Below are 26,663 nucleotides of genomic sequence, written 5' to 3'. Positions count from 1 at the left end.
AGTCAGGTTTAATATGCGCACAAATAAATCACCTTTATCCGGACAGCATGAGCCACGCAAAAAATTTTTCGGTTTATTTCCGGGCAACAGAAAGGCGATTCCCAATTTGGACAAAAAAAGAGACTGCGCGAGGAAAAGAGGAGGAGAAACCTCACGCAGCCCAAGTGAAACCCAAACCCGAGTTTCATATATCAATACGTCGCCCGGCGGCATTTTTGGCCGAATTTTATGAAAAAAATCGGCCGGATCCATATATCCGACGTGCAGACCGCCTATTTTCTCCCCAGTCCGCACCCTGCCCGACAGCTCTTTTCCGGTGCCATCAGGATCTTCGACTACAGAAGCTTCCCCCCTACCAATCGGTAATTTCCCTGTCGGCGGAATCTATGGCAAGACCGCGGCGTTCAATCAGAGTTCCCTCAGCCTGAAAAAGACGGATGCGTGCAATCATAAAAGCCACACGCGCCTCAATTTCAGCAAGGCGGCTTTGTACCAGATCGCGCTGGGTCATTGCCACATCCAGCGCCGTGGATGCACCCACTTCAAACCGGTCACGTTCCGCCCTCAGCGTCTGTTCGCGATAGCCCCGCGTCTCTGTCGAAGCCGAAACCTGCCGGCGGGCCCGTTTCAGCTCATTCAGGGCCAGCAGGACATCGAAGCGCACCAGATCCCGCAGATTGGCCAATGCCTCTTTTCCCTGTTCCAATTCGGTACGTGCAATGATATCCCGCGCCCGCGCCTGCCGGTTTCCAAGGGCCTGACTGAACTCCAGACCAACCGTTACATCATAGCCCGGCCCGTCAAGATCTTTAAAACTGCCGTCAAACGTGTCGGCATAGCCGGTTTTACCCAGATTAATGAACAGTTCCAGCTTCGGAAGCCGGCCGTTGCGTGTCACCACCGTTTCCAGTTCGCCGCGCTGCAGCTGCAGTTCGGCCTCCTTGATTTCCGGCCGGGACTGCAGGGCCAGCAGAATCGAATCTTCGGCATCGGGTTCATCAGACACATCCACATCCGGCGAACTGACGGCCTCCAGTGCCTGCATCTCGGTCACCGGCAGATCCGGCTGCACGAGCCGCAACAGAGTATAGCGCTGTTTTTCCATGGCGCTTTGCGCATCAATAAGATTCTGTTTACTCAGCGCCACTTCAGCCCGAGCCGCTGCCGCTTCATTTTCCGGAAGGTCCCCAACCTCGATACGGGATTCAACCTCCTCCAGCTGGCTCTGCGCAATTTCCAGCGATGTTTCAACCACGCGGATGGCCTCCCGGGCAGCCACATAGCGCCAATACGCTATTTCAATATCCGCAATCACCGCTTCTGTATATCCCCGCAGTTCATACCGGCTGGCCTCGGTCTCCAGCTCCGCCTGCCGAATCGATGCCAGGTTCACTGCCGGCCCGAAGCCGCGCAAAAGCTGCTGGGTTACGGTTAAGCCCAGACGTGCGGTCTGCTGTTCCGGCGAGCGGGTGGAAACCGACCGCTCCGCGCTGACCGATGCCTCCACTTCCGTCCCCGTCGGAAGCTGCTGACGGATGCCGACGGCTCCTTCCGTATCCGAACCTTCGTCCTGAAACTGCGAAGCCGTAGACCGCGAAGTCTCAACCACATTTTCCTCTGTATCCGAAAATTCAGCAAACAGTTCAGGGTCGTAAACACCGCGCTCCAGCTGCTCAAAGGCTCCGGCAATCACCGGACTTAACTGCTGCACGCGCAGGCCCCGGTTATTCTGCAGCCCCATCAGCACCGCCTGCTCCAGAGAAAGCATCAGAGGGGCCGGACTGTTTGTGTCTGCATGCAGGTTTAAAGAAGCAACGAAAATACCCAGCAAAGGTCCAAACACGGATTTACTCATACTTTCACCTTCCTGTTGCGTACCCCGTGAACCAGCGTGTAAACGACCGGAATCAAGACCAGCGTAATCAGCGTCGATCCCGCCAGCCCTCCAACCACCGCCCGGGCCAGCGGTGCCTGGGCATCGGCCCCTTCACCGATCCCCAGAGCCAGAGGGAGGAGACCGAGAATAGTCGTCATTGTCGTCATCAGAATAGGCCGGAAACGCCGGCGGCCGGCTTCGGCAACCGCCTCGTTCAGCGAACGCCCCTCTTCATGCAGCCGCCCGGCCTGATCCACCAGCAGAATCGCGTTGTTCACCACAATCCCGCCGAGCATAATACAGCCGATGGCCGACTGCAGATTCATGGTTGTATCCGTAAGCCACAGCACCAGCAGCACACCGATCGCGGCCATCGGGGTCGACAACATCACCACCAGCGGATCGAGCAGACTTTCATACTGACACGCCAGCACCATATACACCAGCAGCAGCGACAGCAGCAAAGCCACTGTCAGTTCCCGCATCGCCTTCTGCTGCTCTTCAAAATTTCCGGCCACCATCAGCTCATAACTGTCAGGCCGGGGAATCTGACGAAGCTTTTCTTTAATATCTGCAGCCACAGAACCCAGATCCCGGCCCGTTACGTTAGCAGTAACCGTCACCTGCCGCTGCTGATCCTTCCGGGTGATTTCCAGCGGAGCCCGGCTGCTGATCGTGGTGACCAGGTTGCGCAGAGCCACGGTCTCACCGCCGGCAGTACGCAACGTGAGATTCAGCACTTCGTCGAGCGATCGCTTTTCCGCATCCTTCAGCTGCACCAGAATACGGTAGGAATTCCCCTTACTATGATAATTTCCGGCACGCGATCCCGCAATCGCCGTTTCAATCACTTCGGTCACATCGCGCGGCGTAAACCCGAGGTCGGCAATCTTACGCCGGTCCAGGATAAATTCCACCTGCGGCGTTCCGTCATCAAAACTCTGGTCCACATCAGTAATGCCTTCGATACCTTCAATGGCCTCCGCCACTTTGTCAGACAGCGCCTTGAGCACCTCCAGTTCAAAACCGCGGATCTCCACCGTGACTCCCTCATCACCGCCAATGATACGCTCCAGCAGGAACTGTCCCTGCGGCGCACGGGTCCGGATTTTCATACCGGGAATCCGGCCCTCCAGCCGTTCACGCAAATCGGCTGCAATTTCCACATTCGAACGGGAACGCTCCGACGCCTTCACCAGCGACATCCGGATCTCGCCTTCATTCTCACGCACCGAGGCCACGGTCGATACCGCTTCCGGCACAGCGTCATAAACAATCGATTCCATCCGCCGCGTCTGTCGATCCAGCAGATCCAGCCGCGTACCCACTTCCATTTCACCGGTAACGCGCACCTCTCCCTCATCGCTCGGCGGCAGAAATTCAGTTCCGATCATCGGCACGGTAAACAGACTGAGACCGAGCAGCGCTACAGCACCGAACACCACCCGTGTTTTATGCCGCAACGCAGCATTCAGCAGATTCAGGTATCCCGCATTCAGTTTATCGAATCGTCTCTCGGCATCCCGCTTCAGGCGTTCAAGCCAGTCTGGACCGATCCGGTCCTCCCCTTTTCTTTTCAGCAGGCGCGAGGAGAGCATCGGCACAAGACTCAGCGACAGCAGCAGCGAACAGACCAGAGAAAATGCAATCACATAAGCCAGCTCGCGAAACAGCAGGCCCGACACCCCCTTCACAAACACCACAGGCAGAAAAATCACCAGTGTGGTAATCGTACTCGCCGTAATCGCCGACGCCACTTCCCAGGCTCCGACCGCTGCCGCCTCGGCCGGCGGCTCCCCGCCCTCATCACGGATACGGAATATATTTTCAAGCACGACAATCGAGCTGTCCACCATCATGCCCACCCCCAGCGCCAAACCGCCGAGCGTCATCAGGTTGATGGTGAACCCTGCAAAATAAATCAGCGAAAATGTCGCAATAATCGAGATCGGTATTGACAGCGAAATCACCAGCGTACTGCGGATGTTGCGCAGGAAAAAGAGCAGAATCAGAATCGCCAGCCCGCCGCCATACAGCACCGAACGCGCCACATTCTGAATGGAGCGCTCTATGAAGTTGCCCTGATTAATCACCGGCACAATGCTGATCTGCGGGAACTCGGCGTTAAGCCGGTCAATCTCCTGCAGGATCTGCCGCGACACTTCGACCGTATTGGCTCCCGACTGCTTCCGGATCGCAATGCGTATCCCGCGTTCGTTGTTCACCCGGATTATACGTGTCAGTTTTTCATAGGTATCGACCACTTCCGCCACATCGCCAACGGTCACCGCCGCGCCGCCGCGCATTTCCAGCACGGTATCACGAATCTCCTGTACACTGCTGAACTGCGCCGGTGCACGCAGCGTCACCTCATAACGCCCTTCTTCAATCTGTCCGGCCGGCAGATCCAGGTTGGCATCGCGCAGTGTATCGAGTATGTGGTTGAGAGAAAGACCCAGCGCATTGATTTTATCCGGATCAATCTCCACGCGGATTTCGCGAGGAAACCCGCCCCACAAATCCACCTGCGCCACACCGGAAATCTGCGTGAAACGGTGCCGGATGCTATCTTCAATCAGCTGCGTCAGCTCCACCGGATCCAGCGGACTGGAGATGCCAATCAGCACTACCGGAAAGCTGTCTATGTTGAATTTATTAATGCGCGGACGCGTTATGTCATCGGGCAGTTCATTGATTTCATCCTCAATCGTAGCTCGTAAATCGATGGCCGCGGCATCCAGATCGGTGCCCCAGACAAAGGTGACATTCACCGAACTGCGCCCCTCCTCGGAAGTGGAACGGATCTCCTCAACACCGGGAACCGTCGCAACGATCTCTTCGATAATCTGTGTGATGAGCCGCTCCATCACCTCCGGACTGGCACCTTCATATTCTGTACGAACAGACGCCGTCGGCAGCTCAATGCTCGGCAGCAGGTCAATCTGCAGGCGACTCAGCGAAACCGCACCGAGCACAATCAGAATCAGAGCAACCATCGTCGTAAAGACGGGACGGCGGACACTGAACCGGGGCAGATTCATAGCGTTCCTCCTGTAGATTCAACCGATCCGGTATCGGCGATATTGATGGCGGACCCATCTTCAATCAACTGCTGCCCCAGCGTAATAACCCGTCCGCTCAGACCGTCACCGTCAATCACCTGAACCCGTTTCCCCTCACGGATGCCCGTCTTAACCGTCCGCCACAATGCGTGTTTACCGTCGGGAGAAACCATGAAAACCCCCTGTGAGTCGGAACGTGTCACAATTGATTCCGCCGGAACGATCACCGCATCCTCAACCCGCCGCACCTCAACATCCGCACGAATAAACATCCCCGGCTTAAGCCGCAGATCGCTGTTCGGCACGGTGATTTCCACACGTGCCTGCCGCGAGTTCTGATGAAAAACCGGTGCAATACGTTCAATCCGGCCGCCAAAGGTTTCATCGGGATAAGCATCCGCAAACACCTGTACCCGCTGCCCGGTCTGCAGGTTGGGATAATCCTTTTCCGTCACATAAAAAACGCCGAGTAGCGGATCGAGATCCACAATCTCCAGCAACGGCGTATTCGCACCAACAGTCTGGCCCTCATCGATAAACCGTTCTGCCACCACCCGGCTCGGATCGTCATCCGCCCATTGTGCAACCACTTCAGCATAACCCAGACGGATCCGTGCCGCCTCAACGGCAGCTTCGGCCCGGGTGATCTGGGCCTTCTGCACCTCGACACCGGCCTCCCGGGCGAGCAGTTCACTGCGCGCTGCATCCAGCTCTGCATCCGAAGCAACCCCACGTGAACTCAGCGTTTGGGTACGTTCCATTGCGCGCAGTGCAATTTCGAGCGCACTCTCGGCCTCTGCCAGATTAGCCCGGGCCACCAGAAGTTCAGCTTCGGCCTGCGCCAGCGCCTGCCGGTATTCATCGTCATCCAGCCGGGCCACAACCGCACCCCGATCCACCGAATCTCCGATATCCACCAGCACCTCTTCCAGCCGGCCGCCGATCTTCGGAGAAACCATAAATGCAGCACGCGGTTCCAGCGCCCCGCCAAACGTACGCACCGCACGCAGGGTTCCGGTTTCTATCGGAGCGGTTTCAACCGGCGCAGGCGGACGGGCTCCGCCCTCCGTTTCGGTGTTGTCCGAACAGGCGGTCACCCCGATAAGAATCATAAAACTTAGAAAATATGTAGAAAACAATAAATATATGCGCATGACACTCCCCGGATTGAAATCTATTCAACAACAAAACGGACGAACTGTTCAAAATAGAACTACATCCGTCCGCTTTAGACGCGGGAGTGTAGCATATCAGCCTTACCACACAAGATTTAGAGCAGTACTTATAAATATCGAAGTTCAGCCGAGCAGCGACGGCCAGTCCTGCAGATATTCATCGCCGTAGCCGAAGTTTTCAGTCACAAAATCGAGGTCTTTATCGCCACGTCCGCTGAGATTCACCAGAATCGTACCACGATCACGCTCCTTCGCTTCGCGTATGGCTCCGGCCACAGCATGTGCACTTTCCAGCGCCGGAATAATGCCTTCGGCGCGACAGAGCAGATAGAAGGATTCAAGACACGCCTTATCGTCGGCAGTCGTATATTTCACGCGCTCAATATCGTGCAGATAGCTGTGTTCCGGACCGACCCCCGGATAATCCAGCCCGCTGGCAATGGAATATACCGGTCCCGGCTCACCGTCTTTATCCTGAAGCAGATAACATTTGAAACCGTGAATAATTCCTTCTGAACCGTAGGACATGGTCGCCGCGTGGTCACCCATCTCTTTACCGCGACCGCCCGGCTCCACACCGATCAGCTCCACCGGATCATCGATAAACGGCGCAAACATACCCATCGCATTGGAACCGCCGCCGACACAGGCCATCACGGTATCCGGCAGATCTCCGGTCATTTCGACCATCTGGTCACGCGCTTCCGCACCCACCGCAAACTGGAAATCGCGCACCATTACCGGAAACGGATGAGGACCGACCACGGAACCGATACAGTAGATCGAGTTGACCGGATCCTCCAGATAGGCTTCGAAAGCGGAATCGACCGCCTCTTTCAACGTTTTCAGGCCGTGTGTCACCGGAACCACCTTGCAGCCCAGCAGTTTCATACGGGTCACATTCGGCGCCTCCTTGGCAATATCGACCTCGCCCATATGAATTTCGCACTCCAGCCCGAAATAAGCCGCCGCCGTCGCCAGCGCCACGCCGTGCTGTCCCGCACCGGTTTCGGCAATCAGCTTCTTCTTGCCCATAAATTTCGCCAGCAGTGCCTCACCCATGCAATGGTTCAGTTTATGCGCCCCGGTATGGTTGAGATCTTCACGCTTCAGATAAATCTGGCAGCCGGTTCCGACCAGATCAGAAATCCGCTTAGCATGATAAACCGGCGTCGGACGACCCTGATAGTGCTTACGGATGCGCCGCAGTTCGGAAATAAAATCGTGCGAACGGCTGATCCGCAGATACGCCTCCGTGATCTCCTTAAACGGCTCTTCGAGCTGCGGAGGAATAAAGGAGCCGCCATACGCCCCGAAAAAACCCTCATCGTTCGGGAAGTGTTTCATATACGTTGCATAATCGCCCATCTCATCCTCCGGTATTATCCAGTTATTGCCCGCCCGGCAGCACCCCGTGTGCCGACTCGAAAAAACGCACTGAGGGTAGATGATTCTCCAAAAGGAGGTCAAGGACTCCGGCTTTTAAACATGAAAAGGGAGAGCAGAACTGCTCTCCCTTTCATTACTGCTTATTAAACCGCTTTCAATTTACTCGGCGGACTCTTCCGCGCGCAGCCGGATGTAGCGGCCTTCGGCAGAACCCTCACCTACCCGGAAATGGTGCTCGAGTTCTTCCATCACATCGGATTCCGGAATGTCGTTGGTGACCACCGTATCGACGGTCATCGTGTTCCAGATATTGGACACAAGGTTGTCGCACCATTCCACCGTGTAGACCAGACCTGCGGCATCACGGTCAATCCGCTCCTGTGCAATGTAGCGGGCGTTACCGTCGCCATCAAGCTGCAGATACGGCTTCACGGCGGTCACGGCATTGTTCGTGGCATCGCCGCCGAAAACAAACTCCGCGAAGTTGCTTTCGCCGTCGCCGTCGTCGTCGCCCTCACGTCCGCCGACCAGGCCGACCTCGTTTTCATATTCCCCGAAACCGGAATCCGGTACCGCTCCGGGACCAATCGTCAGCAGGATATTATCCATGAAGGCATGGCCGTCTGCCACAGCACCATCCTGATGGAAGTAGATGATCGGCCAGACTTCAGTCGGAATAAAGTCGCCCGCGCCATAATTCATCGGGAACGTACCGGTGTACTCGAAATGATGCACCCCGGCAGCTGTTGCTTCCTGCGACCAGTCGAACGGCCCGTTGCCGGATGCATCATCCCTCCAGCGGAGAAAAACTCCGCCGACTCCTGCCGTCAGATTGGACGGAATATAAACATCGAAGGTCAGGCTGAATGTATCGCCGGGCTGAATATTGTATCCGCTCAGGCTGATCGCACTGGCGGACTGCTCCACACCGCCCCAGAGATTTTCAAGCGTACTCAGGCGTACCGCATTTCCGGAAGCCGTCGTAAATTCCGCCGGTGCGGTGACCACCTCAGCAGTGATTCCGTTTGCGGTATAGAACTCCGCACCCGGCAGGGCCTCGTTAACGCCCGACGACGTCCCGGCGGAAACACTGTCGAAGTCCTCTTCCCACAGCGTGGTCAGCGGAAGCGGCGGATTCGGATCGGTCACCACAATCTGCAGCATCGCGTTGTTGGTATTACCCGATTCATCCCAAACCGTGACATCGAATACATTCGTGCCCATGTCTTCAATGGCCGGGACGCCACTGAGCGCACCGTTGGTCGTCCAGCTCAGCCAGACCGGTCCGGAAAGATCGAAGGTCATTATTTCGCCTTCCGACTCAAATGTGTAGTTGGTCAACGATGCGGTATACGCCGATTCCGCCGCCACCGTACCGCCGTCAACCGGATCCGAGATAAACCACGGCGCAGCGTTGGCCGGAATAAATTCCACGCGGAAATTATCCATGTTCACTTCAGCGATTTTACTGAACGAAGCCACGCTGTTGGTGGAACCCTGCCAGCCGGTGGTATAGCCGGCATAGATGGTTTCCCCGTTCGGGATATGGCTCAGCTCCTGCGTTACTGTGCTGTACTTCACGGCACCGTCGATCAGGATGTCCGCATAGCGCACATAGTTGGAAACGCCGCGTTCAACCGACAGCTCAATGGTGAACCAGTCGCTGAAACCGCCGGCGACGGTATCCACACCGAATTCGGAATGCGGCACCCAGCCTTCGACCCAGATGTTACTCTCTCCATTCCCGTTATTGCCCATAGCCGCGCCGCGGTTGCACATCGTGAAGGCATCGCCGCCGTTTTCCCACCAGTTGGAGGACACACCGAGCAGCAGACCGAAAGCCGCTTTATTCAGGACGTTTGTGATGGCTCCGCCGGCTTCATGATAATAACGGAAGTCGGAACGGATTACCGCTTTGTCGCCCTCTTCGGTCAGCGCAAAACCGTGCGATATCGGGGCATGGTAATTGCGGGTGGCTACGGAGGTATCAAGCACCGCATACTGCCCGTTGCCGGTCAGCAGATCCTGCTGATCGGTCAGTTCCTCCCGTTTCGGGTTCCAATCCGCACCGGTCAGCGTATTGCTGTAGGCCGCATTGCTGAAATCATCTTCAAAGATGATGTCCGCCGGACGCGGGGTCGAACCGCCGCCAGCCAGATTATAGGTCACGATCAGTTTCGGTGCCACAGCCCCTTCCTTGGAACTGAACCAGGCATCGTTACCGCCGCTGTCCATCTGGGCAATCAGCGTATACGTTCCGTCACCCACACCGTCGAGCAGGTCTTTGACCTCAAACTCATAGGTGGTTCCGGTGGCATAGCTGCCGTTCTGATTTCCAACCTCTGCCACCGTTCCCGGTTTGTTGGCATCGGTAAGCGTCGTTTCAGTCCAGTTATTGTGGGACCCCGAATACAGCCGGATCGTTCCGCTGCCGGCATCGCCGGCGCAGCGCAGAGCCAGTTTCGCACTGAGTACATCATCCGTAATACCGGAAACATCGAACATGAAATACGCCACCCGGTTACCCGCTTCGATTTTCAGCTCCGAGGTATTGAATGGTGCGGTGCCCTGAATATAGGCATCGTGCAGCACGGTGAACTCTTTGGTTTCCTCGAACGACTCCTCATCAATCACCAGGGCATAGGCCTGCGAACGGCTGTCACCATCCACATCGGTTACCTCTACCGTGAAGGTGTAGGTGGCATCCAGCAGCGGGGTACCGAAAATCCGGCCGTTACTGAAGGTCAGCCCCGGCGGCAGGGTTCCGCTGATGATTTCCCAGGTAAACGGCTCCTGTCCATACTGCGTCTGGATCGTCTGGTCGTAGGCACTGTTCACTTCACCGTTCGGCAGCGAAGTGGTGATGATGTTCGGGAAACGCGCATCCACCACATCAATGGTCACGCGGTCCGTTCCGCTGTTGGTTTCGCTGTCGAACGCCGTCAGTTCAAAGACATAGGTGCCTTCAATCAGTCCGCTCAGGTCCTGCGTCGCAGAGGTGTAGCTCGACATCACTGCCGTGTTCGGACCGGAAATCTGATTCCATTCAAATCCGGTCAGTGCGGTTTCCTCCATCGGCACGGCAGAGCCTTCCAGCGTTGCGGTACTTTCCGGAACATAGATAATCTGATCCGGACCGGCTTCCACCAGCGGACCGCCGCCTTCGCGCGGCGATTCCACGGCTGCATTCATAGCCGATTCATTGAATCCGACGGTGGTTTTAACCAGCACAAACCGGTCAATAGCGTGCCCCGGAGAACGGGCCGCAATCTTGACGGTGTGAATCCCGGGCTCATAGTGCCGCTGCACATTGTCGTTTTTAACGTGTGTGCCATGCACCGGCTCAAACGAAGTAATCCACGACCACGAAGGTTTACTCTGCACCCATGACTTGGTGAAGTTCGTGAAGTCCGTCTTTCCGGCCGGCGTGGTTCCGCTGGCCAGTGCGATAAAGGAATCATTACCGGCATCAAACGAAGCCACATCGTTATACTGCTTCTGACGGCAGCGGAAAATGTAGTCCCCCGCCGTATTGATTTTGATCTTATAGGTAATAACGGCGTTGACCTGTGCTTCCGTTTTGGTGTTCCCCGAATACTGGGCCCCGGTCCACTCCAGCCAGCCGCTGCCGAGGCTTCCCGCCATCGTCGGATCCGAGGTATACGTGCTCGGACGCGCCACCCAGTCGGAAACCAGATCGCCATGCTCAGCCTCAACCACCACAACACCGCCCTGCTCAATCCAGGCTCCTTCTTCCCCCAGCGGGAATACGGTAACCTGTACGGCATCAGACGCTGTGTTCCCCTCAATATCGGTCACCTTCATTTGGAAGATATAAATACCTTCAATCAATCCGGACGCAGTCAGCGCAGCCGTATCCGCTCCGCTCAGAACGGCAGAGGAAGGGCCGGAGGTCTGGGTCCATTCCACCGAGAACAGACTGTCATCGCCGGCCAGACCGTTAATCACAACGGAGTTCACCGGCAGCTGGATGGTTTTATCCGTTCCGGCATCCGCCGTCGGATCAACCGTGTTGTTCGGGTCGAGCACCACAACCTGTATTGAATCGCTGCCTTCACCGCCGTCATTGTCAATCGCTGTCAGGCTGAATTCATAGATGCCTTCAACCAGATTGGACACCGTAAGGTCGGCTGTTTCCGCCCCGTAGAGATCGGCCGTATTCGGGCCGGACTCCTGCGTCCAGAGATAGGAAACAATGGTGCCGTCCTGGTCAGTTGCAATACCGTTCAGCATAATCGAATCATTCGGCAGATGAATGAACGTGTCCTGACCGGCATTTACAGCAGGAATAATACTCACATTACCTTCACCGATGTACTCTTCGCCGGCCCGGCAGAGCAGCACCGCCCAGTCCTGGCCGGTGTTGTTCGGGGCGTTGCCGACAGAAGGCGAACCGCCGCCATTGACCTGAGTAACGGTACCGCGCTGCAGTTCACCGCCGTTACGCGGATCGAACCACCAGACTTCAAAGGTACCCGTGGCATCGGTCAGATCAATGGTGGTGGAGCCGCCGCTCGCCAGATAGATTGCATACTTACTGTTCGTTTTACCGAAGGCATATTTACTGTTGCTGTTCCCGCTGTTTCCGATCTTTCCATTCATATTCCACATTTCGGAAAACATGAGGTGATCATAAAAAAACTGTTTCGCAAAACGGCAGTAATCCCACATGCGGTCACGGGAACGGAAGTCAGTCAGGTTTAGGTCGCTGTGCGGATTCTGATACCCCGCATACAGCTCAACACCGGCCCCGCCGGCCATCAGGTTGCCCCACACTGCATTTTCACGCATCTGTTCCTGCGAAGGGTTGGTCTGCGAAACGGAATCCGGCGGATTGGCTTTGTCGGACGGCCCCTGCTCATCATTGGCAACCACCCAAGGTTTGCCGGCATTTTTGGATTCATTGATCCACTGAATCGTTCTGGAATGAACCTGGTCATAGCGGCACTGCAGAGAAACCCCGAGCATTTCGGAATTGCTGCCGAGCAGCGGACGATAGACATCCTCCCATTCGTTCGGATACGTATGCAGTACACGATGATTATTGTAGGGATCAAGATCGGCTATATACTGGAACATATCCATCTGCTGCGAAGTGGACTGCGAGTTTTCCTCGCCCAGATTCCAGTTCAGTGCCAGATGGTGTCCGAACCGGGCCACCAGTTCTCGCAGATAGAGTTTGCGTTCGGTACCCGTGTTACCGTCATCCAGAGCAAAAGCGGAGCCCGGACCGCTGAGGTCATCGTTTTCGCGCTCCTGCAATTTAAAGTGCAGATACATGCCTTTATTCTGGCCATGGTCGAATACAATTTCCCACTGGTCGAGTTTGGAGCAATCATACACATAGGGATCGTCGTGACTGACAAACGGCCAGACATCCTTCGAGTCACCGCCGGCGTTATAGGTCAGGAAGGAAAATACATTCTGGCCCTCGGAAGCGAGATAGTTGATCGCGCCGATCATTCCTTTGCCTTTATCCGCGCCCCAGGTCGGATCGCCACTCTGCCAGTCGGCCATATGAGCCGCCCAGTCGCGGCGGTAATCCGTTCCGGCATGGGTGTATGTGTTATCGAAATCTTTGTAGTTCAGAAAATTTTCAGGCGCGTCTGCACCGGTTTTAATGAATGCGCCCCCTGTGGCCGCATGTTTCAGATAACGGGACCCGTCATAAACCAGACGGCCTTTAAAACGGAAGTCATCGGCAGACTTGTCGGTTTCAGCCACGAAAAAACTGCCGGTGGTTGCATTATACGGGAACAATGCCGAGCCGGCCCATTCGCCCAGATCCACGGCAACGTTCGATCCGGTGCGGAATTTGATTTCATAATCCCATTCCCCGATCAGATCCGGTGCCAGGTGGGCACGCCATTTATTGCCCGACGAAGCACTGGTGTTGGCCGCATTCCCGTCGGCCGCAAAATAGCCCGGAACCAGATAGCTCTTACCGGAATCGCGATGCGTAAACTCAACATTCATCCGGTAGTCAGTAAACGTCGACGCCACTTCGGAGGCCGTCGGTCCATCCAGCGTAAGCGTCACCTTATGCCAGCGTTTCAGTTCCCCGCTCACTGATACCGCCGGCGGCGTTTCCAGCTTCAGCGTCGTCCAGCGCCCCCGCGCCCAGGCAAACCCGTCGTTTTCCGGAATCTGCCCGTTGGAGTGCGTGTTCGACTCGACCTCAATCAACGCCCCCGCCGGAACCGTTACATTTTTAAAGACATGATCCTGCGGATTATAATCCGTGGCCGTCGTTCCGTTCTGCCGTTCACCGATCAGCACACCGTTCACCGACAACCGATACGAACACTCCCCGTCCAGTTCACGCAGCGCCGTAATCGCAATATCATACGTTCCCGCCGTACCGTTAAACGTCAGCTGCGCCTTGGCAAACTTACCGCGATAAGATGCGTTGGCCGCATTAATCGCCAGCGCATTTTCAGCGCCGTGCACATAATAAGGAACCTCACCCGAACTGAGGTTGGTGAAATCGGTCGTCGCATCATAACTGTACGACGCTGCCCGGGCCGATCCTGCACTGAACGCCGCCGCAAGCGCGCAGACGGATACCACAAGATACTTCTTCATAGTCTCTCTCCTCTTAATCTTTTTTACCCACCCGGCCGCCGGCCGGATTACCCTCCACGGAGACCGGAAACATGATGATTGATTCGTATTTCATCCGCCTTTCAACGCTTTTCATTTTTATTTCAGCGCTAAAACAGATGTATCCTGCAAACCAACACATAAACGTTGAGAACGGTCTACTCAGTATTGCCAACTCAGCGCAATTTTAGTCACAACTTTTTTCCTCCCTTTAATCACTTTAACTCACAAAACCCGCTCCCCTATAAAATGTTAGTCATTCCGGAAACGAGCCGACCCTCCTACTTTCCAATGACCGGAATAAAAATTTCCGCGATCCGAGCCGTCGTTAACAACATAAAGATTCAACGGTTTCACGGGGAGCAGTTTACCTTACGCTGCACTTGTTTAACCTTAAGCTGATCCATATGCTTTCGGTAATTTTATTTATTGTTATCGCAATGAAAAAGACACTCCGTAAATTTGAACATAAACTGACGCACTTGCGGCAGGGCACAACGCAATACGGCCCCGCACCGCACAAGCCGGTTCTGCTGCTGGCGGTCATGCGCGGTCTGGAGGAAGGCTGGATTTCTGAAAACCGCATTGCGCTCACACCGGAACTCGCCGGCGCTTTTAAATCGATCTGGCAGCAGGTGGTATCCACCGCGCATTCACCCCTGATTGCCCAGCCGTTTTTCCATCTGCGCAATGAGAAATTCTGGCACCACATTCCCAACCCCGGATTCGAAACATGGGTGAAAATCACGCGCAGCTGTCAAACGATCAGTGTGCTGCATCGTGCGATCAGCCATGCTCAACTCGATCCCGAGCTGTTTGCTTTAATGGCCTCCCCTGTGGAGCGGGAAGTTTTGCGGCAGACGATACTCAAACACTACTTTCCAGGTGCCGAACTGTCGGACGGAATGAACTATTTGACTGAAGTTGAAGGGCAGATCCTCACCGGATCATCTGCCGATTATCAGGCCGAAATAAGAACCCTTCAGAAAACACTCGATTCAGATTCCTACGAAGAAGAGGTCTTCGTTCGCAGCGGCATTTTCAAAAAACAGATACCGATGATCTATGATAATACCTGCTGCATCTCCGGGCTCAAAATCGAAACCAGCATCAGTGCCTCGCTCATCGACGCCTGCCATATCGTGCCGTTCAGCCAGTCGCACGACGACACCGTCACCAACGGCCTTGCCCTCTGCCCCACCCTGCACCGCGCCTTCGACCGCGGCCTTATCGCCATTGAACCCGAAAATTACCGAGTCCTCGTCTCCACCCGCATGACCGAACCCGTCACCAGCACCTACTCCATCCAACAATTCAACGGTCAGGAAATAAAGCTACCCCGGAATAGAAACCACCGTCCCAGCCCGCAAAACCTCGCTGAACATCTGGAGCGGTTTGCGGATAATTTTTGAGGGTCTCGGGTTATTAACTTCCGCAGTATAATCCCCGAAATATTAAAATACCGGCCCCCTCCTTTTCGGTACAGACAGCATCTTTCCTCTTTCTACAAACTCGGCCATCTTTCCAAGAACCATAGCTTGATCCATCTCCTTGTTTGAAAATAGTATAAACACAAAATCCGTGTTGCGGATGAATGGACACATTACACCGATCAACCGGCATTAAAGGACCCATGAATAAGGACAAAAACACAACGGGCGGCATGAATGGCGCTAAAGTCACTAAAGCCTATAATGCCGCGGACCCGCATTCGCCTGAGGAGCTCATTCCCCGCAAAGGAAACTACAAAGCACTGATTACCTACCAAAAGGCCGAAGCCATTTATGACATGACCTATTATTTTTGCTCCCGCTTCCTGCAGCGAGGCGACCGTACCGTCGACCAGATGATTCAGGCCGCGCGCTCTGGAAAACAGAATATTGTAGAAGGTTCCGCAGCCTCCGCCACCTCCAGCGAAACAGAGATCAAACTCGTCAGCGTAGCCAAGGCCAGCCTGCATGAACTGCTGGTCGATTATGAAGATTATCTACGCACCCGCGAACATCAGCAGTGGGCAGAAAATTCCAGGGAATGGAATGCCATGCGCAAGCTGGGACGCCAACACAACGACTCCGCTTTTTTTATGAAAATGGTAAAAACGCGCCCGCCCGAAACCATCGCCAATATGGTCATCATCCTCATCAAACAAACAGACTATCTCCTCTACCGTCAGCTCAAAGCCCTCGAAAAAGAGTTTCTGGAAAACGGCGGCATGCGCGAAAAAATGACCCGTATGCGCATCGAACGCAGAAACCGAAGGTGACAGCAAATCACCTGTTTCCCTTAGGATGGCTGCACTGCCCTCCGGCTAACCGTAATGATCTTCATCATCGTTTCCACGACTTCCCACGGAGCCGGCATTGATATAACCGGATGCTTTAGTTACTGTTCGACCGCATGAAAGCGCTTAAACAACCGGAGGCTGGATTTCTCCAAAGGGCGGCACCAGCTGAAAAATGTCCGGTTCATTAAGTTGAGGTTTATTTTCTCTGAAAGTCCCCTTAATGTTATGCGCTCACTAAACCGATCTGTTTTATTTGAATTGGAAAAGGTAAACTGAATGACAAGCATCCAGCAATTTGACGAACTGAAACGGCGTATCTGGCAGATTGCCAATGATGTACGCGGCACCGTGGACGGATGGGACTTCAAGCAGTATGTGCTTGGCGCCCTGTTCTACCGCTTCATCAGCGAAAATTTTTCCCGCTACATTGAGGGCGGGGATGAGAGTATCCGCTACGCCGCGCTTGAAGACGATGTGCTCACCGATGACATCATCGACGATGCAGTGAAAACCAAGGGCTACTTCATCTACCCCAGTCAGCTCTTTGAAAACGTTGTGGCCCGGGCCCATGAAAATGAAAATCTCAACACCGACCTGAAAGCCATCTTCACTGCCATTGAAGCTTCGGCCTCCGGTTATGCCTCGGAGGAGGACATCAAAGGCCTCTTTGACGATTTCGACACCACCAGCAATCGTCTGGGTCGGACGGTGAAAGACAAGAACAGCCGCCTCGCCGCCGTGCTGAAGGGCGTGAACGAACTCGACTTCGGCCATTTTGAGGACAGCCAGATCGACCTCTTCGGCGATGCCTATGAATACCTGATCGGCAACTACGCGGCCAACGCCGGCAAGTCGGGCGGCGAATTCTTCACCCCCCAGCATGTTTCCAAGCTCATTGCCCGGCTGGCCATTCACGGGCAGCAGAGCGTGAACAAAATTTACGACCCCGCCTGCGGTTCCGGTTCCCTGCTGCTCCAGGCAAAAAAGATCACGGGAAATGACTACTTCATCGAAGAGGGTTTCTTCGGTCAGGAAATCAACCACACCACGTACAACCTGGCACGGATGAACATGTTCCTGCACAATGTGAACTACGACAAATTCAACATCCAGCTGGGCAGCACCCTCACCGAACCCCATTTCCGCGAGGACAAGCCCTTTGACGCCATCGTCTCCAATCCCCCCTATTCGGTAAAATGGATCGGCAGTGATGATCCCACTCTCATCAATGACGAGCGCTTTGCTCCGGCCAGCGTGCTGGCTCCCAAGTCCAAGGCCGACTTCGCCTTCGTGCTCCACAGCCTCAATTATCTCTCCGCCAGGGGACGGGCGGCCATCGTCTGCTTTCCGGGGATTTTCTACCGGGGCGGCGCAGAGCAGAAAATCCGCCGCTACCTGGTGGAAAATAATTTCGTGGAAACCGTCATTTCGTTGGCGCCCAACCTCTTCTACGGCACCACCATTGCCGTGAACATCCTCGTCCTCTCCAAACATAAGCCCGACACTCGGGTTCAGTTCATCGATGCCTCCGGCGAGGATTTCTTCAAAAAAGGCACCAACAACAACTTCTTAACCGATGACCACGTGGCCGAAATCGTAAAGCTTTTCGATCGCAAGGAGGACGTGCCCCATGTCGCGAAGTGCGTGCCCACGGAAAAGATCGCCGAAAACGACTACAACCTTTCGGTCAGTTCCTACGTGGAGGCCAGGGACACCCGCGAGGTGATCGACATCACTGAACTGAATCAGGAAATTAAAACGACCGTAAGCAAAATCGACGGGCTGCGTGCAGACATTGACGCCATCGTGGCGGAAATCGAAGGGGCTGACGCGTGAACGGGAGCACACTAACGAAACCACCAATGGACACGAATCAACACGAATCCGCTTTCCTGAAAAAACTGCTTGATGGTGCGAAGGTCGAGTGGGTGCCGCTGGGGGAGGTCGCAGAGATTAAACGAGGGAAAAGGCTAACAAAAAGCCAACTCGAAGCAACTGGGAAATATGCGGTTTATCAAAATTGTATGACCCCGTTAGGATATTACCACGAAAGTAATGTTGATTACGATACAGCATTTATTATCTGTGCAGGTGCTGCAGGAGAAATCGGCTATAGTGATGTCAATTTTTGGGCGGCTGATGATGTTTATTATTTCAAAAAGAACCGAAGGCTTAGTAGCAAATACCTCTATCACTTCCTTCTAACACAACAGCATATACTCCTTTCGAGAGTCCGCAGAGCAAGTATTCCAAGATTATCAAAGACTAGTTTTTCCAAAATCCCCATCCCCATTCCCTGTCCGGAGAATCCGGAGAAATCGCTGGCCATCCAGGGGGAAATCGTGCGCATCCTGGACCGCTTCACCGAGCTGACAACCGAGCTGACAACCGAGCTGACAACCGAGCTTAATGCCCGCAAAAAGCAATACAACTACTACCGCGACCAGCTCCTCTCCTTCAAAGACGGAGACGTGGAGTGGAAGACGCTGGGGGAGATCGCAGAAAACCGTGATTCAAAGAGGAAGCCAATCACTAGTGGATCTAGAGAGCCTGGCGAAATTCCGTATTACGGAGCCTCTGGAATTGTTGATTACGTTAAGGGCTTCATCTTTGATGGCGACTACCTACTCGTGTCGGAAGATGGGGCAAACTTAATTGCACGAAACACTCCGATTGCATTTAGCATTCATGGCAAATCTTGGGTTAATAATCACGCCCATGTGCTTGAGTTTAATACTTACGCTGAACGAAAATACGTAGAATATTATCTAAACAGTATTGATCTGACTCCATACATATCAGGCGCCGCGCAGCCCAAGCTTAATAAAAAGAATCTAAACAGCATCGGCATTCCCTCCCCTCCTTTGGAAGAGAAAAAACGCATCGTCGCCATCCTCGACAAATTCGACACCCTGACCCATTCCATCAGCGAAGGGCTCCCGCGGGAAATTGAACTGCGCCGAAAGCAATACGAGTATTACCGCGACCTGCTGCTGAACTTCCCCAAACCCGAAGAAAAAACGGAGGTGATGGCCTGAAATGAGCCAGACTTTAAGAGAAATCGCCGAGCAACTTCGGGCGAGCGACAAGAAGGTGCAGCTGATTTATGCATTCAATGGAAGCGGAAAGACCCGCTTGTCACGCGAATTCAAGGAGCTGGTATCACCCAAGTCCGCAGCGGAAACAGACAACGATGAGGATCACAAATCAAAAATACTCTATTACAATGCCTTCACTGAAGATCTGTACTACTGGGACAACGACCTAGAAAAAGACACTAAACGAAAACTGAAAATACAGCCCAACGCCTACACCTTTTGGATTCTACAGGATCAGGGACTTGATCAAAATATCATCGCTTACTTTCAGTTGCATACCGGCAACAAACTAACGCCTCACTTTAATCAGGAATATACCACGCAAGACCAACAAGGTAATCAGATTATGGTAAAAGCATTTTCCGAAGTTACCTTCTCCTACGAACGCGGAAATGAAGAGCCAAGAGAATACGTCAAAATATCAAAAGGGGAAGAGAGTGTTTTTATCTGGAGCATATTTTACAACCTCATTGAGCAAGTCATCGGCATTCTGAATATTCCCGAAGAGAGCGAACGGGACACTGACAGTTATAATGAATTACAATACGTATTCATCGATGATCCCGTGAGCTCCCTCGACGATAATCATTTGATCGAATTGACCGTTAACATCGCCGAGCTGATTAAATCCAGTGAGTCAGGCCTGAAGTTTATCATAACGACCCACAACCCTCTATTTTACAATGTTCTCTACAATGAGCTGGGACTAAAAAAAGGGACTAAAAAAGAAGGGTGCTACCTGTTAGAAAGCCTCGAAGACGGGACTTTTAACCTTGAGGTGAAATACGGGGATTCTAACAAGAGTTTTTCCTATCATCTCTATCTGAAAGAAACGATTAAAGCGGCGATAGAGGCAAACAAAGTGGAACGGTACCATTTTACATTGCTGCGTAATCTCTATGAAAAAACCGCTAGCTTTCTGGGTTACCCAAGATGGTCTGAGCTCCTGCCCGATGATAAGGAAACGTATTATAGGCGGGTGGTTCAATTCGCCAACCACAATACGTTATCCAACGAAGCCGTCGCACAGCCAAGCGATCCGGAAAAAAACACAGTCGGAGTTTTATTTAATCACTTAATCGAAAACTACAGCTACTGGCAGGAAGAAAGCGCTTCATGATCAATTACAACACTATCGCCGAAACTAAAAACTTCATCGTCCTCGACCGTTATCAGCGGGACAGCGCGGTCAACGAAGGCTATCAGAGCGAAGACGCGCTGGAACAGGAATTTGTCCGTGATCTGGAAGCCCAGGGCTACAGCTATGCTCCGGAAATCCGCAGTCCTGAAGCCATGCGGGCCAATGTCCGTGTCCAGCTTGAGAAACTGAATGATGTTCAGTTCACCGACGAAGAATGGAAACGTTTTACGGACAGCTATCTCGACCCGGCCAGCGAGAACAGCACAGACAAAGCCCGTAAAATCCATGAAGACTACATTCATGACTTTGTCTTTGATGATGGACACATCGAAAACATCTACCTGCTGGATAAGAAAAACGTGCTCAAAAACAAGCTGCAGGTAATCAGGCAGTTTGAGCAAAGCGGCACTCAGGCCAACCGCTACGATGTCACCATTCTGGTGAACGGGCTGCCGCTGGTGCAGGTTGAGCTCAAAAAACGCGGGGTCGCCATTCGGGAAGCCTTTAACCAGGTGCACCGCTACAGCAAGGAGAGCTTCAATTCGGAGAACTCCCTCTATAAGTTCCTGCAGCTTTTCGTCATCTCCAACGGCACCGACACCCGCTACTTCGCCAATACGACGAAACGGGATAAGAACAGCTTCGATTTCACCATGAACTGGGCGCTGGCCGACAACTCGCCGATCCGAGATCTGAAAGACTTTACGACCACTTTTTTCCAGAAGAACACCCTGCTGGAAGTGCTTCTGAAATATTCCGTTCTGAGTGTGGACCACACCCTGCTGGTCATGCGCCCTTATCAGATTGCCGCCGCGGAACGCATTCTCTGGAAAATCAAGAGTGCTTATCAGGCCAAGAACTGGAGCAGGCCCGAAGGCGGCGGTTTCATCTGGCACACCACCGGATCCGGCAAAACCCTCACCAGCTTCAAGGCCGCACGCTTGGCCACCGAGCTGGAATTCATCGACAAAGTCCTCTTCGTCGTCGACCGCAAGGATCTCGATTACCAGACGATGAAGGAATACCAGCGTTTCTCTCCCGATAGCGTCAACGGTTCTGAAAACACCGCCGGACTGAAACGGAATCTGGAGAAGGACGATAACAAGATCATCGTCACCACCATCCAGAAGCTCAACAATCTGATGCGGGGAGAAAAAGATCTGCCCGTCTACCGTAAACAAGTGGTTTTCATCTTTGATGAGTGCCACCGCAGCCAGTTCGGCGAGGCGCAGAAAAATCTGCAGAAGAAGTTCAAACGCTATTATCAATTCGGGTTCACCGGTACGCCGATCTTTCCCCAGAACGCTCTGGGGGCCGAAACCACCGGAAGCGTTTTTGGACAAGAGCTGCATTCCTACGTGATTACCGATGCCATTCGCGATGAGAAGGTGTTGAAGTTCAAGGTGGACTACAATGATGTGCGCCCGAGATTCAAAGCCATCGAAACCGAGCAGGATGAGAAAAAACTCAGCGCTGCCGAGAATAAACAGGCTCTGCTCCATCCGGATCGGATTCGCGAGATCACCGGCTACATTCTGAAAAATTTCTCCCAGAAGACGCATCGCGTCCATCGGGGAGCGAAAGGCTTCAATGCCATGTTTGCCGTGAGCAGTGTGGATGCGGCTAAAGCGTATTATGAGGCCTTCCGCGAGCTGCAGGAAGATGTTGAAGAGCAGAAACGCCTCAAAGTGGCCACCATTTTCTCTTTCGCGGCCAACGAGGAACAGGATGCCATTGGTGACATTCCCGACGAAAGTTTCGAGGTGTCGGCCATGAACAGCAGCGCCAAGGAATTTCTCGGCGCCGCCATCGCCGACTACAACGCCGCGTTCAAAACGAACTACGGGGTCGACAGCAAAGGCTTCCAGAACTATTACCGCGATTTGGCACTGAGAGTACAGAAACAGGAGGTGGACCTACTGATTGTAGTGGGAATGTTCCTGACCGGCTTCGATGCGCCGGCCCTTAACACCCTCTTTGTCGATAAGAACCTGCGCTACCACGGACTGCTGCAGGCGTTTTCGCGCACCAACCGGATTTATGATGCCACCAAAACCTTCGGCAACATTGTCACCTTCCGCGATTTAGAGAAAAACACCATCGACACCATCACCCTCTTTGGCGATGCAAACACCAAAAACGTGGTATTGGAAAAGAGCTACAAAGAATACATGGAGGGCTTTACCGACATCGTCACCGGCAGGGCCTGCCGGGGCTATGCGGAGGTGGTGAAAGAACTGCAAAGCCGTTTTCCTGACCCGAGCGCAATCATCAAAGAAAAGGATAAAAAGGAGTTCGTAAAACTGTTTGGAGAATACCTGCGGGTGGAGAACATTCTGCGAAACTTCGATGAATTTACCGGACTCACAGCCCTGCAGTCGGTCGATCTGAAAGATCCCGAAGCGGTCGAGGAATTTAAAGCGAAACATTACCTGAGCGATGATGACATCAAGGCGATGCAAAAAATAGATGTTCCTTCCGAACGACTGGTCCAGGATTACCGGTCCACCTACAACGACACCCGCGACTGGTTGCGGCAGCGGAAACAAGGGGACCAAAAAGAAAAATCCTCCGTAGATTGGGACGATGTGATCTTTGAGGTGGATTTGCTGAAATCCCAGGAAATTAATCTCGATTATATTCTGGAGCTTATTTTTGAGCACCACAAGAACACCGACAACAAGGATCATCTTATTGATGAGGTAAGACGGGTCATTCGGGCCAGCATCGGGAACCGGGCCAAAGAGAGCCTGATTGTGGACTTCATTAATCAAACCAATCTTGACGATCTCGGCGACAAGGCCAGTGTGATCGACGCCTTCTTCCAATTTGCTCAGGCAGAACAAAAACGCGAAGCCGAGAAACTGATCCAGTCGGAGGGACTGAATCCGGAAGAGACGCGGCGTTATATCACGGCCTCGTTAAAGCGCGAATTCGCGACCGAAAACGGCACCGCACTCAACGCCACACTGCCCAAAATGAGTCCTCTCAATCCGGAATACAGAACTAAGAAGCAGACCGTGTTCGAGAAGATTTCCGCTTTCGTGGAGAAGTTTAAAGGCGTGGGCGGAGCAATATAGACTACTCACTTAGCCGCAGAAGTTTAGATTTTAGAGTTATTAATCGTCATCCTGATTTTGCTGTTACTTATTCTGGGGACAATTTCCGGAGCGGCGTTACCAAGACAGCGCGGAAAGGCCCGAATAGCGGCCGGCCTTTCCGGGGCTGCCCGGAATTTCCTGCGTGCCGATATACGAGACCGAAATAATCCGGATTTATCGCCGGCGGTTCGGCGGAGTCAAAAGGCTACAATATTGTAATACATGGGCCGTTCGCAGATTTCGTGGCAGTGCCCGAGTCGCACTGCGTTAAGGATATTTGAATGTGCTTCATCTCTGGGAGAGCAGGCGGGCCGCCTGCGGTACAGCTGCCGCATCACCCGCTTCCTGCGGTACCCGAATCAACCAAAACGGCGGGGGTCGCAGACCACCGATCTGCTTCGGAAAGAGAATGATTTATACCCTTTACTACAACATTCCGGTCTTAACGACAGCGTTTTTCCGCGCAGAGACGCAGAACGCGGAGCCCTTTATGACTGAATTTTTCTGCGTCCTCTGCGAGGGATCAAATTTATACCGGATAGTTTTAACGTTTGGTATTACACCCCGTTCAGTGCCGTTCAGGTAGCGCCCGACCGCCGGGCGGGCTTATGCACCCCGGTTTTTTGAGCATGAGCGGCCTCCCTGTTTCGGTGCGTTGCCGGTTATTCCGGGCATTTGCTTGCCGCTGCAGTTTTCACGCAATGGATCCCGGTATATCTTTGTGCCTTTTCGCAGTTAAGACGCCTCGCTTCCGCAGTCCGGCAAACGCGGCGGCGGGGATACGGACACCACATCGGGTTAAAGTTTTTAAAAAATATGCAGCTGGCACATCCGATGCTAACGTTTAGGCCTTGACCATTTGCGGCGTTTTGTCACATTGTTTCTCGATTTTACACCAGACCATTTTAGTTAAAGGAAAAGTCAATATGTTGAACCGGGCCATGGGAATGTTTTCCAGCGATATAGGAATCGATCTGGGAACTGCGAATACATTGGTGTACGCGCGGGATCGCGGCATCGTGATTCGCGAACCCTCGGTAGTGGCGGTGCAGGCCGGCACGAACCGGGTTCTGGCGGTAGGCGACGAGGCGAAACGAATGCTCGGTCGTACCCCAGGCAACATTGTGGCTATCCGCCCGCTGAAGAGCGGAGTGATCGCGGATTTTGAGGTTACCGAGGCGATGCTCCGCTATTTTATTCAGAAGGTGCATAACCGGAGCCGCCTGGTACGGCCGCGAGTCGTGATTGCTGTACCCAGCGGTATTACGGAAGTTGAGAAGCGCGCGGTGAAGGATTCCGCAATGCATGCGGGCGCGCGCGATGTGTTTTTAATAGAAGAGCCGATGGCTGCCGCGATTGGAGTGGGCCTGCCTGTACAGGAACCCGCCGGTAATATGATCGTGGATATCGGGGGAGGCACGACCGAGGTTGCCGTGATTTCCCTCGCCGGTATTGTATACAGCCGGAGTGTGCGCGTCGGTGGCGATGAGATGGATGAGGCGATAATTCAGCATATAAAAAGGGAATATAACTTGCTGATTGGAGAGAGAACCGCCGAGGAAATTAAGATTACGATGGGATCCGCCCTGACTTCCGGTGATGAGAGCACCATGGAAGTGAAGGGACGGGATCTGGTGGCCGGCCTGCCGCGGACGCTGACAATCAGCTCCGAAGAGGTGCGCCAGGCTTTGCAGGAACCGGTGAATGCCATTGTGGAGGCGGTGCGTGTTACACTCGAGCGCTGTCTTCCGGAACTGTCGGCCGACCTGGTCGATCGGGGCATGGTGCTGGCCGGCGGCGGAGCACTGCTCCGCGGTCTGGATGTGCTTATTTCGGAAAAAACCGCCCTGCCCGTGCATGTGGCGGATGATCCGCTGAGCGCTGTGGCCGAAGGCACCGGCATTGTCCTGCACGAAATTAACTTCCTACGTAAAATGGCGGGTCCGAACAGTTAATACGGATCGATAAGACCCGTTCCCTGCATCGGCTGATGCGCTCGTCCTCCCGGTAGGGACGGAACGTGTTGAGGAACAGAAAATTGATGTATGCCGCAGCAATCGGCTTTGTGCTGATTGTGGTGTTTGTTCCGCTTCCTTCATTGACCCTTAAGGGTAAAGGGGCGGTACGCGGTGCTATGGCACCGGCTGAAAAAGGGGCTTCCAGAATCTGGCAGCGCCTGACAGAAACAGCTGCAGCGATACGGGGCATAGGCGGCGCGGTGGAAAAAAACCGCGAACTGTCGCATGAACTTGTGCGCGTACAGGCCGAACTCAACCGGCTCCGTGATATCGAGGCGGATAATCTGCGCCTGCGCCGAGCCCTCGAATTTCACCAGGCCAGCCCCCACCGGATGATTCCCTGCGATGTGGTAAGCCGCAATATTTCCGGATGGTGGAATACGGTCCGGCTGGGCAAGGGCTATAAAAACGGCATTCGGGAAAACCGTGCGGTGATCAGCCCCGACGGGCTGGTCGGCCGGACCACCGAAGTCACCCCGCTGACCAGCGATGTTCTGCTGGTTTCCGACCCTGCCTGCCGGGTTTCCGCCAAACTGGCACGTGCAAACGTGTTCGGGCTCGTTCGCGGAACGGGCAGTAATCTGCGCGGCGAACCGCAGGCCCGCATGGAATTTATCAATAAAGATGCCGAAATCCGAATCGGCGATGAAGTGGTGACATCAGGCCTGTCCAGTGGCGACGGCCGGTTTCCGAAGGGCGTGCATATCGGCTATATTGAGAAAATCTACACGGATGATTCCGGCCTTTTTCAATATGCGGAAATCGTCCCGCGCGCAACTGTCGGCCTGCTGGACTACGTTTTTGTCGTTTCCGAAACCGGACAGGAGGAAAAATGATGTTCCTCTGTGACCTTCGGTTTCTGATGACTGACTGCCGATTGCCGATTGCACGGGAC

13 protein-coding genes are annotated in these 26,663 nt (G+C 53.8%); 8 read left to right on the top strand and 5 right to left on the bottom strand.

The annotated features are described in order from the left end of the window. Positions 1–352: 352 nt before the first annotated feature. The 5 genes from EGM51_15785 to EGM51_15765 form a co-directional block, all read right to left on the bottom strand. Positions 353–1,855, bottom strand: a complete 1,503-nt coding sequence (locus tag EGM51_15785) for a TolC family protein (GenBank protein QBG48789.1) — start codon at positions 1,853–1,855, stop codon at positions 353–355. Then, positions 1,852–4,917 carry an efflux RND transporter permease subunit gene (locus tag EGM51_15780; protein ID QBG48788.1) on the bottom strand — a complete coding sequence of 1,022 codons (3,066 nt, stop codon included), beginning with the start codon at positions 4,915–4,917 and terminating at the stop codon, positions 1,852–1,854. The genes EGM51_15785 and EGM51_15780 overlap by 4 nt, the downstream gene beginning before the upstream one ends. Then, the gene (locus EGM51_15775) at positions 4,914–6,092 is read right to left on the bottom strand and encodes an efflux RND transporter periplasmic adaptor subunit (protein ID QBG48787.1); all 1,179 of its coding nucleotides are present in this window, start codon (positions 6,090–6,092) and stop codon (positions 4,914–4,916) included. Before EGM51_15775 ends, EGM51_15780 begins: the two co-directional genes overlap by 4 nt. Positions 6,093–6,236: 144 nt before the next feature. Further along, positions 6,237–7,481 carry a tryptophan synthase subunit beta gene (trpB, locus tag EGM51_15770; protein ID QBG48786.1) on the bottom strand — a complete coding sequence of 415 codons (1,245 nt, stop codon included), beginning with the start codon at positions 7,479–7,481 and terminating at the stop codon, positions 6,237–6,239. A 180-nt stretch (positions 7,482–7,661) separates the two neighbouring features. Further along, positions 7,662–14,108, bottom strand: a complete 6,447-nt coding sequence (locus EGM51_15765; protein QBG48785.1) for a DUF5060 domain-containing protein — start codon at positions 14,106–14,108, stop codon at positions 7,662–7,664. 425 nt (positions 14,109–14,533) lie between these two features. Between EGM51_15765 and EGM51_15760 the strand changes: the two genes are divergently transcribed. From EGM51_15760 to mreC, 8 genes are all read left to right on the top strand, one after another. Continuing rightward, a complete protein-coding gene (locus EGM51_15760; GenBank protein ID QBG48784.1) occupies positions 14,534–15,538 on the top strand; it encodes an HNH endonuclease in 1,005 nt (334 codons plus the stop codon). Between the two features lie 251 nt (positions 15,539–15,789). Next, on the top strand, positions 15,790–16,389 hold the full coding sequence (locus EGM51_15755) for a four helix bundle protein (GenBank protein QBG49331.1): 600 nt from the start codon (positions 15,790–15,792) through the stop codon (positions 16,387–16,389). Between the two features lie 297 nt (positions 16,390–16,686). Then, complete coding sequence (locus EGM51_15750; protein QBG48783.1) at positions 16,687–18,246, top strand: type I restriction-modification system subunit M; 1,560 nt, start codon at positions 16,687–16,689, stop codon at positions 18,244–18,246. A 26-nt stretch (positions 18,247–18,272) separates the two neighbouring features. Next, the gene (locus tag EGM51_15745) at positions 18,273–19,448 is read left to right on the top strand and encodes a restriction endonuclease subunit S (protein QBG48782.1); all 1,176 of its coding nucleotides are present in this window, start codon (positions 18,273–18,275) and stop codon (positions 19,446–19,448) included. Between the two features lies 1 nt (position 19,449). Beyond that, positions 19,450–20,628 carry an anticodon nuclease gene (locus EGM51_15740; GenBank protein ID QBG48781.1) on the top strand — a complete coding sequence of 393 codons (1,179 nt, stop codon included), beginning with the start codon at positions 19,450–19,452 and terminating at the stop codon, positions 20,626–20,628. Further along, positions 20,625–23,729, top strand: coding sequence for a type I restriction endonuclease subunit R (locus tag EGM51_15735; protein ID QBG48780.1), 3,105 nt, complete (start codon positions 20,625–20,627; stop codon positions 23,727–23,729). The genes EGM51_15740 and EGM51_15735 overlap by 4 nt, the downstream gene beginning before the upstream one ends. 947 nt (positions 23,730–24,676) lie before the next feature. Further along, entirely contained in the window at positions 24,677–25,705 is a 1,029-nt protein-coding gene (locus tag EGM51_15730) for a rod shape-determining protein (protein ID QBG48779.1), read from the top strand. Positions 25,706–25,791: 86 nt separating this feature from the next. Beyond that, positions 25,792–26,604 (top strand): rod shape-determining protein MreC, encoded by an 813-nt coding sequence (mreC, locus tag EGM51_15725; protein ID QBG48778.1) that lies wholly within the window; start codon positions 25,792–25,794, stop codon positions 26,602–26,604. The last annotated feature ends 59 nt before the right edge of the window (positions 26,605–26,663 follow it).

Source organism: Verrucomicrobia bacterium S94 (assembly GCA_004299845.1).
Lineage (GTDB): Bacteria > Verrucomicrobiota > Kiritimatiellia > Kiritimatiellales > Pontiellaceae > Pontiella.
The sequence above is the reverse complement of the archived record's forward strand: the minus strand, read 5'-3'. Positions and strand labels throughout refer to the sequence as shown.

Excerpts from the sequence above, each read along its gene's own strand:
- mreC (QBG48778.1), top strand. The coding sequence starts at position 25,792 with ATGTATGCCGCAGCAATCGGCTTTGTGCTGATTGTGGTGTTTGTTCCG.
- trpB (QBG48786.1), bottom strand. The coding sequence starts at position 7,481 with ATGGGCGATTATGCAACGTATATGAAACACTTCCCGAACGATGAGGGT.
- EGM51_15740 (QBG48781.1), top strand. The coding sequence starts at position 19,450 with ATGAGCCAGACTTTAAGAGAAATCGCCGAGCAACTTCGGGCGAGCGAC.
- EGM51_15760 (QBG48784.1), top strand. The coding sequence starts at position 14,534 with ATGCTTTCGGTAATTTTATTTATTGTTATCGCAATGAAAAAGACACTC.
- EGM51_15735 (QBG48780.1), top strand. The coding sequence starts at position 20,625 with ATGATCAATTACAACACTATCGCCGAAACTAAAAACTTCATCGTCCTC.
- EGM51_15785 (QBG48789.1), bottom strand. The coding sequence starts at position 1,855 with ATGAGTAAATCCGTGTTTGGACCTTTGCTGGGTATTTTCGTTGCTTCT.
- EGM51_15780 (QBG48788.1), bottom strand. The coding sequence starts at position 4,917 with ATGAATCTGCCCCGGTTCAGTGTCCGCCGTCCCGTCTTTACGACGATG.
- EGM51_15745 (QBG48782.1), top strand. The coding sequence starts at position 18,273 with ATGGACACGAATCAACACGAATCCGCTTTCCTGAAAAAACTGCTTGAT.
- EGM51_15765 (QBG48785.1), bottom strand. The coding sequence starts at position 14,108 with ATGAAGAAGTATCTTGTGGTATCCGTCTGCGCGCTTGCGGCGGCGTTC.
- EGM51_15775 (QBG48787.1), bottom strand. The coding sequence starts at position 6,092 with ATGCGCATATATTTATTGTTTTCTACATATTTTCTAAGTTTTATGATT.
- EGM51_15750 (QBG48783.1), top strand. The coding sequence starts at position 16,687 with ATGACAAGCATCCAGCAATTTGACGAACTGAAACGGCGTATCTGGCAG.
- EGM51_15730 (QBG48779.1), top strand. The coding sequence starts at position 24,677 with ATGTTGAACCGGGCCATGGGAATGTTTTCCAGCGATATAGGAATCGAT.
- EGM51_15755 (QBG49331.1), top strand. The coding sequence starts at position 15,790 with ATGAATGGCGCTAAAGTCACTAAAGCCTATAATGCCGCGGACCCGCAT.